Source organism: Kaistella rhinocerotis (assembly GCF_030243905.1).
Lineage (GTDB): Bacteria > Bacteroidota > Bacteroidia > Flavobacteriales > Weeksellaceae > Kaistella > Kaistella rhinocerotis.
Map to the genome: position 1 here is coordinate 950,222 of NZ_JASSYY010000001.1, position 14,218 is coordinate 964,439.

General features: G+C 45.3%; 9 protein-coding genes. 3 read left to right on the top strand and 6 right to left on the bottom strand.

Translation table 11 applies throughout. The features are described from left to right. Nucleotides 1-7: 7 nt before the first annotated feature. Together QEP06_RS04445 and QEP06_RS04450 are read right to left on the bottom strand one after the other, a co-directional pair. Nucleotides 8-3,913 carry a response regulator gene (locus QEP06_RS04445; protein ID WP_285269242.1) on the bottom strand — a complete coding sequence of 1,302 codons (3,906 nt, stop codon included), beginning with the start codon at nucleotides 3,911-3,913 and terminating at the stop codon, nucleotides 8-10. 60 nt (nucleotides 3,914-3,973) lie between these two features. Then, nucleotides 3,974-5,110: a DegT/DnrJ/EryC1/StrS family aminotransferase gene (locus QEP06_RS04450; RefSeq protein WP_251834095.1), complete on the bottom strand. Its 1,137-nt coding sequence runs from the start codon at nucleotides 5,108-5,110 to the stop codon at nucleotides 3,974-3,976. A 231-nt stretch (nucleotides 5,111-5,341) separates the two neighbouring features. Here QEP06_RS04450 and QEP06_RS04455 point away from each other — a divergent pair, with 231 nt between their 5' ends. Next, a complete protein-coding gene (locus tag QEP06_RS04455; RefSeq protein ID WP_285269243.1) occupies nucleotides 5,342-6,946 on the top strand; it encodes a S8 family peptidase in 1,605 nt (534 codons plus the stop codon). A gap of 57 nt (nucleotides 6,947-7,003) precedes the next feature. Here QEP06_RS04455 and QEP06_RS04460 read toward each other — a convergent pair whose 3' ends face one another. The 3 genes from QEP06_RS04460 to QEP06_RS04470 form a co-directional block, all read right to left on the bottom strand. Further along, entirely contained in the window at nucleotides 7,004-7,762 is a 759-nt protein-coding gene (locus QEP06_RS04460) for a 4-hydroxy-tetrahydrodipicolinate reductase (protein ID WP_285269244.1), read from the bottom strand. Nucleotides 7,763-7,909: 147 nt separating this feature from the next. Then, a complete protein-coding gene (locus QEP06_RS04465) occupies nucleotides 7,910-8,266 on the bottom strand; it encodes a DUF2200 domain-containing protein (protein ID WP_285269245.1) in 357 nt (118 codons plus the stop codon). A gap of 13 nt (nucleotides 8,267-8,279) precedes the next feature. Further along, complete coding sequence (locus QEP06_RS04470) at nucleotides 8,280-10,820, bottom strand: phosphoenolpyruvate carboxylase (RefSeq protein WP_285269246.1); 2,541 nt, start codon at nucleotides 10,818-10,820, stop codon at nucleotides 8,280-8,282. A gap of 88 nt (nucleotides 10,821-10,908) precedes the next feature. Here QEP06_RS04470 and QEP06_RS04475 point away from each other — a divergent pair, with 88 nt between their 5' ends. Then, a complete protein-coding gene (locus tag QEP06_RS04475; RefSeq protein WP_285269247.1) occupies nucleotides 10,909-12,243 on the top strand; it encodes an aspartyl protease family protein in 1,335 nt (444 codons plus the stop codon). Further along, nucleotides 12,233-12,766, top strand: coding sequence for a hypothetical protein (locus QEP06_RS04480; protein ID WP_285269248.1), 534 nt, complete (start codon nucleotides 12,233-12,235; stop codon nucleotides 12,764-12,766). Before QEP06_RS04475 ends, QEP06_RS04480 begins: the two co-directional genes overlap by 11 nt. Before the next feature lie 23 nt (nucleotides 12,767-12,789). Here QEP06_RS04480 and QEP06_RS04485 read toward each other — a convergent pair whose 3' ends face one another. Further along, complete coding sequence (locus tag QEP06_RS04485) at nucleotides 12,790-14,196, bottom strand: glycogen synthase (protein WP_285269249.1); 1,407 nt, start codon at nucleotides 14,194-14,196, stop codon at nucleotides 12,790-12,792. Nucleotides 14,197-14,218: the final 22 nt, after the last annotated feature.

The following is a 14,218-nucleotide window of genomic DNA, read 5'->3' on the forward strand; positions in this document are numbered from 1 at the left end:
CAATTTTTTAGTCAATCAATTTATTTACGAGTGCCAAGCCTGTGCCAATGGCGCTGTTTATTTCGTTTCGCAGGGCATCCAGATCGGGGTTACGCTCCATCCTGTTTTCCCACTTCGCAGCGGTATCAGCCAGATTAAACAAACCTGAGGTACCACTTGTCCCTTTTAGTTTATGTAAAAGCCTTTTCATCTCTGCCAAATCATTTCTGTCAATCGCTTCGGCGAGTTCTTTTCGCGAAACCTCCAGCTGCTGTATGACGAGTGTGAGGAATACTTCCCGGAATTCAGCATCATCACCCACCTGCTGCTCAAGATGTTTAATGTCGAGATACAGTTCAGGATTGGTAATACCTTCTGATTCATCATTTTCAGTGAAAAGATGCTTCTTCAGGGCTTCCATGAGATCTGCGCTGCGCAGGGGCTTTGTAAGGAAATCATCCATGCCCGCGGCCAGACACTTTTCTTTTTCGCCCTTTACATTTCCGGCCGTCACACCGATGATGACCATGTATTTACCGTTTGGTAACAGCCTGATCTGTTTCGTGGCCTCGATACCGTCCATCAGCGGCATCTGTACATCCATTAAAATAAGGTCATATGTATTGGTACGGCAGTATTCAAGGGCTTTCTGGCCATCCACGGCTTCCGTAAAGACAGCATCAGGGACCAAAGACTGCATCATTTTGTTGTTCAGTACCATATTGACCGGATTGTCATCAACCAATAAAACTTTCAGCCCCGTTATTGAAGGTCTTGAACGTGCTTCCACGTCAGACGTCACAGCTTTGCGTTCGGTCTGTTTCACAGCCTGTTTAAGCGTCATGTACAGGTCTCGTGATTTGATAGGTTTTAACAGACAGAAACTGTTTTCATTCTTGCGGAAAGAGTTTACCACTTCATGTTCCTCCGAAGACGTATGAAGCACAACCAAAGGCGAGACATCATCCTGGCGGCTGTACAGCGCACGGATCTTGTCGATGGTTTCCAGCCCCGAGATTACCGGCATATGGTAGTCCATCAGGATTATATCGAAATGTTCGCCCGCCATTATCAGCTGCAGGGCTTCCATCCCGTTTGCCGCAAGACGGGACTCGATATTTTTGTAGGCGAGCATATGTTGCAGGATCATACGGTTGTTCGCGTTATCATCTACGATCAGCACCCTGTTTATACCTAAATCTGAAATATCTTCGCCATCATTTTCGTCACTTTCTTCGTACGGCACCTCAATATCGAAAAAGAACTCCGAACCTTTACCGGGCGTGCTGGTAAGGGAGAGCGTACTGTTCATATACTGGAGGATATTATTTGAAATGGTAAGTCCGAGGCCGGTGCCGCCATACTTTTTGCTAACGGAACTGTCTTCCTGTGTGAAGGCATCAAATATGCGCTGCTGTTTATCCAGCGGGATCCCGATACCGGTATCACGTACGGAAAAGCGCAGTTTTATGTTTTTGTCATCCTGCTGCAGCTTTGTAACCTTAAGTTCAATCTCGCCTTCAGATGTAAACTTCACTGCATTACCCAGCAGGTTGATAAGGATTTGCTTGATGCGCGATTCATCGATGAAGAGGATTTCAGGCAGACCCGGCTCGATATTCATCAAAAGTTCCAGATTTTTCTTCTGAGACTGATAAAGAATCACATTCATCACCTGGCTCACCATCTCATAAACATAGCTTTGCTCTATCACAAGTTCCATCTTGCCCGATTCGATCTTTGAAAAGTCGAGAATGTCATTAATGATGTTAAGCAAAGTTTCTCCGGACTCGTTGATGTAGTTCAGATACTGAGTCTGCATCTCGTTCAGCGGCGTCTTCAGCAACAGATCCGAAAACCCGATAACGCCGTTGAGCGGTGTGCGTATTTCGTGGCTCATATTGGCCAGGAATTCAGATTTAGCACGACTTGCGAGGTCGGCCATTTCCTTTGCATTCTTCAGCTCCAGCGTTGTTTTCACGCGCTCTGTGACATTCTGCGCTGAAACTATCATACCGCCGATTTCGTCTTCCGAGAGATACCAGGGGCTCACCTCCATGTTGTAGCGCTGCAGCGCCTCCTTATTCGGAACCGGCAGAAGCAGTTCTTCCGCTTTGAAAGATTTGCCCTGCAGTGCGTCCATGTAAATACGAATCCTGTATTCGGGAATTGAAGGTGAGGCTTCGAAAATCGTCTTTCCTATGATATCGTCAGCGTTCAATGAAAATTCTTCGAGCCAGCACTGACTCACCGCCAGAAACTTAAGATCCTTGTCAAACATCGCAACCGCCACGGGCACATCGCTGATGAAAGACTGCAGCATAGCCTCCTTCCTGGCCAGTTCGAGGTAGGTCTTTTTGGACTGGTCTATATTCTGGATGATTCCAAAGACCTTCTTGCAAATACCCTCATCAAATTCCGGGATACCGATAACGCGCACCCAGATTTTTTCGCCATTCTTTTGCTGCAACTCAAGTTCTTCATCGTAAGAAATTCCATCATTTACCGCACGGGCGAAGAGATAGCGCATGCGGTCTTCGCTTTCGCGTCCATAGAAGCCCAGCGCGGATTCAAAATCCGGCTCGAAATCCGGTTCTACTTCATGAATTTTCTTCGTAGCGTCGGACCAGAAAACTTTATTCTGTTTCAGATTGACTTCCCAGCCACCCACCTGGGCTACGGAACTCGTCTGCTCCAGAATCTTTTTGGTATAGATAAGATCCTTCTCCATCGCCATCCTTTCCGTCACATTCAGCGCGGTGCTGATGACATAAGGTTGACCTTCTTCATTGATCTCGAGTACATTGTGATACATCCAGATGTGATCCTGCCCGTCCCTGGAGCGCAGTTCCATCAGTCCTGAATCTTCTTTTTCGGTCGCAATCCGTTGCAAATAGGCCTGAAGGAAGCCTTGGTTTCGAACTGGCACGAGGTCTTTCAGGTTAAGCTTTACCGCTTCTTCTTCGGTATATTGCAGTGTCTCCCGCCCACGCTGATTTACCGCCAGGATATTTCCATCCATATCATGCATGCTCATCAGGCCAATTCCGCTCTCGAAGAAAGACCGGAAACGGCGCTCAGACCGAAGAAGTTTTTGCTTCTCTTCGATGATCACCGTAATGTTGCGGCCAAAGCAAAAGATTTCCTTTTGTTTCGGATTGCGTTTTATGCTCCATTCAATTACCGAAACATCCCCATTTTCATGCGCTATATTGGAGCGGAAAGAATATTCGTCCTGATCTGCAAACATGCCGGAATGAAGCGAAAGCGAGGGATCTGCCTCATTCATCACATCACAGAATTTTTCCCCGACCGCACTGTTGAGCGGAAGTCCCAAATTGCGCTCGAAGGATTTATTTACGATCTTTATATTGAAATCGTTATCAAGTACGCAGATGATATTATTGGTGACAATGAAAAGTTGCTCGAAATAGTCGGCCAGGGCATATCGCCGCTTAGCCAGAAGGATGCGCGACACGGCTTCTCCCATTTTGGTAAGCCCGTCTATTTGGTTTTGCGGAAGGTTTTTAGGCTTAAAATCTATCACACATAACGTTCCCAACACATATCCCTCCTCATCTTTCAACGGAATGCCGGCGTAAAAGCGTATTCCTCCTTCTAGAATTAAAGGATTGGAAGATGACCGCTCATCCAGCAGTGTATCATTGATGATTACAGGTTCTCCGCTGGCTACGGCATATTGGCAGACCGTATTCTTGCGGTCCACAAAATTGAAGTCCACTCCTACACAGCTCTGTACGGTCTGTGTATCCCGCTCCATCACTGCAATGAGCGATGCAGGACAGTCCGTGAGCAAGGCGGCACTTTGAGCCAAAACATCGAGGTCCGGATATTTTCCGAGATCCAGCAGGTTGTGCAGAGTCAGTTTCTCGAGGCGCTCCTCCTCGTTTTCCGGTAAAGGAAATTTTTTCATTCGGTGAATATTGGGTTTGGATGACGTCACAGAAGTCTAAGACCGTTATTGAAGCGCGCGCTACTGTTGACTGTTACCTAAAAATTCGAGCACCGCATCGGTGATGTACTTCTGCTGTTCTTCATCGAGTTCGGTGTGCATCGGCAGCGAAATCACTTCATTCAAAAGTCTGTCTGTATTTTTAAAGTCTTCGTCGTTGCTTTCCTGAAAATAGGCCTTCTGCTTTCTCAGCGCCACCGGATAATAAATCATCGCGGGAATTTCTTTCTCGGTAAGGAACGCCTGCAACTCATTACGTTTACCGTCCAGAATCCTCAGCGTATACTGGTGGAAAACATGGCTGGTATAATCTGCCCGTTTCGGGATAAGGATTCCGGGTTGGTTTGCAAAAGCTTCATCATAGAAATCTGCTGCCTTGCGGCGAGCTTCATTGTATGTATCGAGCAGCGGAAGTTTTTTTCTTAAAACTGTGGCCTGCAAACTGTCAAGACGTGAGTTTACGCCGACCTCATCGTGGTAATAACGCTCATACATACCGTGATTGGCAATTCCGCGGATTTTGTGCGCGAGTTCATCATCATTGGTGAATAGTGCACCGCCATCACCATAGCAACCCAGATTTTTAGAGGGGAAAAAGGAAGTAGTGCCGATTGTTCCCATCGTACCGGATTTTTTCACGGTGCTATCCGAAAATGTAAAATCAGCGCCGATTGCCTGAGCATTGTCCTCGATCACATGCAGATTGTGTTGTTTTGCAATTTTCAGGACTTCTTCCATGTTTGCGCACTGGCCGAAAAGATGCACCGGAATAATGGCTTTCGTGCGCGGCGTAATCGCGGCTTTCAGTTTCTCTGTATCGATCGTGAAAGTATCGTAATCTACATCAACCAGCACAGATTTAAGTTTAAGAAGGTGAATCACTTCCACGGTGGCGGCAAAAGTAAAATCTGCCGTTATCACCTCGTCGCCTTCTTTCAGATCCAGCGCCATCAGTGCAATCTGTAGTGCATCTGTACCGTTGGCACACGGAATAACGTGCTTCACATCCAGGTACTGTTCCAGTTCATTTTGGAATGATTTTACTTCAGGTCCGTTTATAAATGCCGCGGAATTCATCACAGCCAGCATCGCGTTATCTACATCTGCCTTTATCTTATAGTACTGACTCTGCAAGTCCACCATCTGTATTTTCTTCATATAAAATATTTATCCCAAAATTAAGAAATTAAACTTCGACCGGAAAATATTAAAACAAGCTGTTTTCGCTGCTCAATTTCTTTACTTATACATTCAAAGTTTAAAAATATCGTTTCTTAAAACATCAATGATTAAAAGTTTCCATTGAATTAATTGAAATTAACCTTAAAGCAAAAACAATTTTTTATACGCTTTTATCTATTTTTGTGAAAGATTAATAACTCCTTCCAAATGAAAAAATATTTATCCGTTTTCGCTTTGTTTCTGTTTTTAATTATCAGTGCGCAGACGGAACTTGTTTTTGTTTACTTCAAAGACAAGCCGAACAAAGCTGCATTTTATGCAAACCCCCTTACCGAACTCACGCAAAAGTCTCTGGACAGACGCGCGCGGCTCAGCATCCCACTCAATGATCAGGATGCCCCGATTGAACAGACTTATATACAGAATGTACGCAACCTTGGTTTTACAGTAACTGATTATTCAAAATGGATGAATGGCGTCGCCGTGAACGCGACACCTGCACAGATTGCCACGCTTCAGGCGCAAACTTACGTACAGTCTGTCGAAAGGTTTATCAAGCATCCCAACGGTGGCAAAAATCCGGCGCGTGTAAATAAATTTGAAGAATTTAATAATACCGTCGGCAAAACAGATTTCAATTACGGCATGGGACTTTCACAAATCAACCAAATCAACCTTCGTCCACTGCACATCGCCGGATATACCGGAACAGGCGTCACCATTGCGGTGATCGACACCGGCTTTCCGACAGTGAATACCGGCAGCGCCTACGCCAGGATCCGGAATAACGGTCAGATAAAAGGCGGGTACAATTTCATCAGCAAAAACACGGATATATACAGCACTTCGCTAAATAATCACGGTTCTTACTGTTTGGGCGTCATCGCCGGCTATATCCAAAACCAATATGTAGGCTCCGCACCTGATGCCGATTTTTACCTGTATGCAACCGAAGATGCGGCCGATGAATATCCTGAAGAACTGATTTACTGGACTGAGGCTGCTGAAGAAGCCGACCGCAAAGGCGTTGACGTGATTTCAAGCTCACTAGGCTATTATGATTTCGATGACAGCCGCTACAATTTACTTTACTCCGACATGGATGGACAGACCTCATTTATCGCCAGAACCGCCCAGATCGCCACAGAAAAAGGCATTTTTGTGCTGAACGCCGCCGGCAACGAAGGCCAAAATGCGTGGAAATACATCATCACACCGGCTGACAACCCGAAAGTATTTACCATAGGCGCGGTGACCTCCACCAATACCAGCTCAGGTTTCTCCTCGTATGGCCCTAATGCTGCAGGCGTGGTAAAACCCGATGCCAGTGCACGCGGAACCGGCACCGCGATGGCATACAACAACAATGCAACGACCAGCAGCGGCACCTCTTTCGCCACACCTTTGGCTGCGGGCGGCGTGGCATGTCTGCTTCAGGCACAACCCACGAAACCTCACGACTTTCTGCGTTCACTGCTCCGCGAAAACGCTTCACTATATCCATCTACCACACCCCAAATGGGCTATGGAATCCTGAACTTTTCGGAAACGCTGAATGATGCCGTCTTAACGTCAGCAGAGGTCGGTGTAAAGTCAACTTTAAAAGTCTATCCGAATCCCGTTTCGAGCGTATTCAGCGTGCAGACTGACGAAAAGATAATGTCAGTTGAGCTTTATGACACGCTTGGCCGCAAGATAAAATCTCTGCCAACCGAAAAGACGAACACGCTCGAAGGTTTGGCCAAAGGCGTTTACTTCCTTAAAATAAAAACCTATTCAAGGGAACACATCGAAAAAATCATTAAAAACTAAAATAAAAGACCCTCGCATGAGGGTCTTTGTTTTTTAACTCGTAATGTTGATCAGAATTTAGTTTTGCTCCGTTGAAAAATAAGGAAGCAGGATATCTTCAAATTTATAAAGTCCCGCAGCCCGGTCCTTAATGTTTTGTGCCACGAAAACCACGCCGTTTCCAAACGCCTCGCGCGAAATGGATTCGTGAATCAGCCTCACTGTCTGAAACGGAAACCCGAATATCACTTCATGCTTACCTACAATACCGCCCGCCCTTACAGAATTGATTTCTTCTTCCGGAAGCTCAAGCGCTTTGGCAAGCTTTACTGCTGTTCCCGATGTACCTACTTTTTCCTTAAAGTGCTCCTCGTTAATTTCTATATCCACCCACGGTGCTATTTTCTTCAGAAACTGCGCGGCAAACAGCAGATAATTCACGCCTAAAGTGATGTTTGGACTCCAAAAAACAACTGTTTTTTCGGCCAGTTTTTTCAAAAGTTCTTTTTCATTCTCACTATAATGCGACACGGCACTGATAATTTTTACACCAAGTTCGGCAGCCGCTTCACCATAGGTATAAATCCCGGTTTCTGAGGAGAAATCGATGATCAGATCCACCGGATGCTGATCAAGCAAAGCCGACATCCCGATGGTTTCGGCTGAATATACACGGCCCGGATGGTCAGATTCAATTCCCAGAAATTCCGGCACATTGCGTCCTTCAAGATGTGGCGTTCTTCTGTAAACCCACTCCAGCGAGAATTCTTTGTTTTGTAAAATCACGGCCGCGACGGCCTTTCCTGTCTTTCCGAATCCGAGTAAACCTATTTTCATATGTCGTAAATTTTTGAACTGTATTTTCCGCTTTTTTAAAGCTTTTGAAACTGCCTAAGCGACCTTAATATACGAAAATTCAAAATAAACAACCTAAAAATCTGATTTTAAACTTATTACAAAAACTCAACTTATAACTTTTAAAAATCAGTTTCTTAATATTTTCTCCATTGGTTTGCCTTTGGCAAGTTCATCAACCAACTTGTCGAGATAACGGATTTTCTGCATCAGCGGATCTTCTATTTCCTCCACCCGGCAGCCACAGATCACACCGGTGATTTTCGAAACATTAGGGTTTAATTGTGGTGCGTTGCCGAAGAAATCCTCAAAATTGGTTTTGTCAGCCAAAATACTTTTAAGCGCGGCTTCATCATAACCCGTCAGCCAAAAGATAATTTGGTTGAGCTCCGCTTTGGTGCGGTTCTTCTTCTCTGCTTTTGCGACGTAATGCGGATAGACGCTGGCGAAAGACATCTTGAAAACGCGTTCGTTGGATGATTTCATGGGATTAATTTTTTTAAGCCGAATTCCGGCTGGCATTAATATTTCCAAACAGCGAGCGCATCACCAGTTTTTCATACACATCTCGGTTGCCTTCACCTTTCTGGATTTTCATCAGCGCGAATTGCTGGATACTTAGCAGCGGCAACACTATCTTTTCGCGGATTTTCACAGATTTCCTTGAAAGCGGTTCTTCCTCCATCAGCATCCTGAAACCGCTGAGTTCGAGCATCAGGTCGCGCGAAAGCGTGTACTCATCGAAAATGACCGTCCAGAAATCACCGAATTTTTCGTTGTTTTTCATGTAGTACGTGAGCGGAAAATAAGATTTATTCATACTCATCATCGAATTTAAAACCAACGTTTTGAAGAAATCCGAACCTTTATAAAGCGCCTTCACCTCATCAAATCTTCCCTGTTTCTTAAGTTCATTCACCGAAAACCCAAAACCGAAAAACCCCGGAACATTCTGTTTCAGCTGGCTCCACGAACCCACAAACGGAATCGCGCGCAGATCTTCGAACTTCAGCTCACTGCTTCCGGCCCTTTTGGTCGGGCGGCTGCCGATATTGGTTTTCCCGTAATATTCAAGCGTGCTCATTTCCTGCAGATACGGCACAAACATCGGGTGCGCTTTAAGTTGGGAATACTTTTCAAAGCTGATTTCCGCCAGTTCTTCGATAAGTTTCCTTTCTGCCTCGGTTAAATCTTTTTTGGTATTTTTAAAGACATCGTTTTCGATACCGGCCGTGAGCAGCTGCTCAAAATTAAACTTCGCCTGGTCCTTATTCCCGAAGACGCTGGTGATCGTCTGCCCCTGAATGGTGATTTCTATTTTATTATTTGCGATGGTTTTGCCCTGCGATGCGTAAAAATCATGCGTCTTACCGCCACCCCGCGCGGGTGGGCCGCCGCGTCCGTCGAAGAAAATTACACGGATTCCCTTCTCATCAGCTGCTTTCGTAAGCTGTTCTTTCGTCTCGTAAATTTCCCAGTTGGCCTTCAGATAGCCGCCGTCTTTGGTGCCGTCTGAAAAACCGAGCATAATCGTCTGTTGATTTCCGCGGCGCTCTAGGTGTTTCCTGTAAACGGGAAGGGCATAAAGTTGCCGCATCACATCCTCGCCTGCATCAAGACCTTCCATCGTCTCAAAAAGCGGAACGATATCTATATTTATTTCGTCTTCGCTGTAACCGCAAAGGCGGAAAAGTCCAAAAACATTCAGTACATCTTTTATCTGGTCAGAATTGGAGATGATATAGCGGCTCAGTCCGCGCTGGCCATTTTTTTTCTGGATGGCTCTAATGTTTTGGATATTTCTAAGGGTATCACGCGTCACGTCTTCAAAATCTTCAGGATCTAAAACCGTGTCCGTTTCCAGAAGCCATTGCAGTTTTTCTTCTGTGGAGATGTTTTCGAACTCCATTACTGACTTTTTATTAATGATTTCGTCAATCACGCTTTGGTGCACGCGGCTGTCCTGACGTATATCAAGTGTCGCAAAATGGGTTCCGAAAATCTTTACCCTGTCCTCAAAATCATCGAGAAGATCTTTGAAAAGGCCGTTGTGTTTTTGAAGTAAAATTTGCTGTGCTTCGCTGACGGTTTCTAAAATTTGGTCTGAAGTGATGGTCTGCTCCCGGAAAATCGCGTCGTAAAGTTCATCGCTCAGTGCCGCCAGAAGTTCTGAAACGCCACTGAAACTTAACCTTCGTCTCAGCTTTTTCAGATGTTCATAATAGGATTTAAGCACTGAAGAATACAGTTCGTCAGCTACTTTCAGTGTAGTTTCGGCAGTCACGAAAGGGTTTCCATCACGGTCGCCGCCCGGCCAGAACCCCAGTTGTAAAATATCATGTGGCGGAGTGAAATCTTTGTCAGCAAACCGGTATTTTATTTGGCCATAAAGTTCTCCCAGCGAATCATAATAAACATACCTCAGATAGAAAATGATGCTTAATGCTTCGTCAAAGGGCGTAGGTTTTTCGCGGTTCAGGAAAGGTGTTTTCCCCAGCTGCTGCAAAAGCATATCTATTTCTGTTACTGAATCTTTCATAATAGCGGAACGCAGATCATGAAGGATCCGCTGCACAGAACTGGGATAGAACTGCGTGGGATGCGCTGTAAAAACCACGCGCACACCGAAATCTTTCATTTTTTCCCGTACCGCGGCAAGAAGATCCTGCTGTACGGCACGGTCATAAAGATTGAGCAATGTGCCGCTTTCACCCGCGGGATGCAGCTCAGCAAACGAGGCATCTTCAATACTGTCAAAAAGTACCACCTGCCGCTCGATATACTGTATGATCTTGAAAAGAAGCTCCGTTTTCTGCTCTTCGCTTTCAAGACTTGTATGGCTGGCAAAAAATTCTTCGACGATCTCTTCCGGCGTCTTCCCTTTCTCATAGCCGGCCTTGCTCTCTTCATACAAAAAAGGCAGCAACATACCGATATTGCTCATCTTATCATAAGGTAAACTCATGAAGAGTGAATTGTAGATTTGGAATTTATTCTCGACGATCTGCCGGAACTTTTCGCTTTTTTCGTGGTTTTGCATATCACAAAATTATAATATTTAAGCTCCACACCCCCTGCTTTTTCATGAAATACCGTTGCAGAAAGGCAAAAAATTGTAACTTCAAATAATGAAATTTTTCGTTTCTATTTTTATGTTGGTCACCACCCTACTTCACTCGCAGCAGGGTTTTGAGTTGGTAGGCGGCAGGAAGGCGGTGATTCCCTTCAAATTTATCAATAATCTGATCTTCGTGCCGGTACAGATCAATGGTGTGGATCTCACTTTCCTGCTCGACTCGGGTGTGAATGAAACGATTTTGTTCAGCCTTGACGAACGCGAGGTAAATTTCAACGATATCGAAAAAATAAAATTTTCAGGCCTTGGTGAAACCAAAAATATTGAAGGTTTGCGCTCCGACAATAATACAATGACCATCGGCAAAGGTTTCAGCGATCCAAAACATACAGTTTTCATCATCCTGGATGAGAGCATCAATTTTTCCTCACACGTGGGAATTCCGGTGCATGGTATCATCGGCTATCAGTTTTTTGCGAATCATGCGGTGCAAATAGATTTTATGGCTAAAAAACTGACAGTCTTCCCGAAAAGTAGCGTAAGTTCAGCAAAATTTAAAAAATTCACGGAGTTTCCGCTGTCTATTGAAGGTAATAAACCATACATCACGGCCGGTATAGAACAGAAAGACGAGAAGAGGGATTCTAAAATGCTCATAGACCTCGGTAACAGTGACGCCGTATGGCTTTTTCCGAAGCTGATCGATAACTTTGTGTACAACCGTCCGAATATTTACGATTATCTCGGCCAGGGCTTTAATGGTGATATTTTTGGAAAAAGAAGCCGGATCCACAGGCTGTATCTCGGCGAATTTACCTTTGAAAAACCCATCGCGGCCATGCCAGACGAATATTCAATCCAGAACCTGAAACTGGTGCCGGATCGCAAAGGTTCTGTAGGCAGTGAGATTTTACGGCGTTTTACAGTGATATTTGATTATCCCGGAAGCAGGATTTTACTTAAAAAGAACCGGCATTTCAACGATCTTTTTCAGATAAATAAAAGCGGACTCGACATACAGCACGATGGCGCAACCTGGGAAAGTGACTTGGTACGCGTTGAAACCACGAAGAAAGACAGCGATCCGGACGGCATCAAAGTGTATGACGCCCGTGAAGGGTTCCGCTATAATTTTGTCCTCAGACCGAAATATTCCGTCGCGGGTTGCCGTAATGATTCGCCGTGCAGTGAGGCCGGCCTGCTGAAAGGCGATAAACTGCTCCGGATAAACAATCAGAAAGTCGGGAATATGACACTGCCACAAATCAATCAATTGCTGAAAGCACCGGACGGGACACGATTGACACTGAAAGTTGACCGTAAGGGACAGCAATTTGATTTTTCAATAAAACTGATCGATCCCATTCCCTACCGAGATGAAAATTGAGGAATCTACGCTCGACAGCATCCGTTCGCGGCCGCGTTTCAAGATGTATACGGATATCAGTCCGCAGCAATACACAGCGTACCTGCGAAACTTCCTTGGGGAAAACTCAGATGAATTTTCGGGTGTGATTAATTCCGAAACCGCCATAATCACCGTAAAGACAACAGAAAATGATTACTGGAAACCAAATTTAGCGCTGCGCGCCGAGAGTGAAGACGGCGAAAATATCACGACAGTCCGTGGTATTTTCGGGCCAAGTTCAGCGGTCTGGACTTTCTTTATGTTCACCTACTTTGTACTTTCAATCCTGTGGATGGTCTTCATTACCATTTGGTTTGTAGAACGACAAATTGGGAGCGATGATTTTCCGTGGGCGCTTACCGCCTCTTTCATCACGGTTTTTCTATTAGCACTCACCTATTTGGCGTCACTCTTTGGCCAAAGGAAAGCGCGCACCGAAATGCAGAAACTGCGAAGTTTTGCGGAGAGATCTGTAATTAAAATTGAGGAAATTAATGCTTAGGAGAAAATTAGTGAAAAGCTCTCCTATCGCCGGTACAAATCCAGATAACGTAAGGCAGAGCTGTCCCAGGAAAAATCGAATTTCATGTTCAAATGCACCAAATCATCCATCATGCCGGGCTCATAGTACATGTGAAGCGCCCGGTGGATCGCGTGAGTCACGTCTTCAGCGGTTGCACTTCCAAAATTAAGTCCGCTGCCGCCGCGTGATATATCATTCACGGTATCACGAAGACCTCCGGTGTAGCGCACAACCGGTACGGTGCCGTACCGCATCGCATACATTTGGTTCAGGCCACAGGGCTCCACCCGTGAAGGCATCAGCAGAAAGTCAGCGCCCGCATAGATCTTATGCGAAAGATATTCTTTGTAGCCGAGTTCAAGTGCGAGATTGTCAAACGTCTTATTCAGTTCTGTAAGTTCAAACTCGATCCGCTTGTCGCCGGAACCAAGAATCATGATATTCAGCGCGCCCCCGGTACTTTGTATTGCCTTCGCCACAATTTCCGGCAAAAGGTCTGCGCCTTTTTCACCGGCAAAGCGACCGATAAAACTGAACAGAGGCAAGTCAGGATTCAGACCGTAAGCGTGACAAAGCGCTTTTTTATTTTCAGATTTACCTTGGAGTGCATTTTCATTATTAAAATTAAAGTCCAGAAACTCATCGGTTGCCGGATCCCAGACTTCTGTATCAATCCCGTTGATAATGCCGAAAGCCTTAGCATGTTCCTGCTGCACCAGGCGCTCAAGACCCCGAAGATCCCAAAAAAGCTCGTGCAGATATCCTTCCGAAACCGCATTGAAAGCATGGCAGCATTTGATCATCGCTGCAAGCGGATTGATCAAGCCGTCCCAATCAAGTAATCCGGCATTTTCACTGCGGTACCACGGTAAATAATCGGCCATTTCCCATTTCATCTGTCCCTGATACTCGCCGTTGTGAATGGTGCCTATGGTTTTCACACCTTGCAAAAAGCCGAATTCCGGACAGTTTTCAATCATGAAAGGTACGAGACCGGTGTGATAATCATGGCAATGCAGAATATCGGGGCGGATTTTCGCTTCCGTCAGCCAATGCAGCACAGCGTGCTGAAACGCCAGGAACTGCTGACTTTCATCCCAATAGCCATAAGGATTTTCACGGTCTAGAAGCCCCGGAACTTTGACAAGGAATAGTTCAAATCCCAGGACATCGTTCTTTTCTTTGAGTACTTGGACGTTGAAATGCTGGTAGTTCTGACGAATCTGTCCTTCAAAAACGATTTCAAATTCATGCTGATGCACAAAACTACGGTCATAAAAAGGCATCACGACGCAAGCTGATATTCCTTCAATCTTATTCAAATACTTTGGTAAAGCGCCTACCACGTCTGCCAGGCCGCCGACCTTAGCAACCGGATAACACTCCATCGAAAGATTGATTATCTTCATAGGGCCAGATTTAAAAATTTTT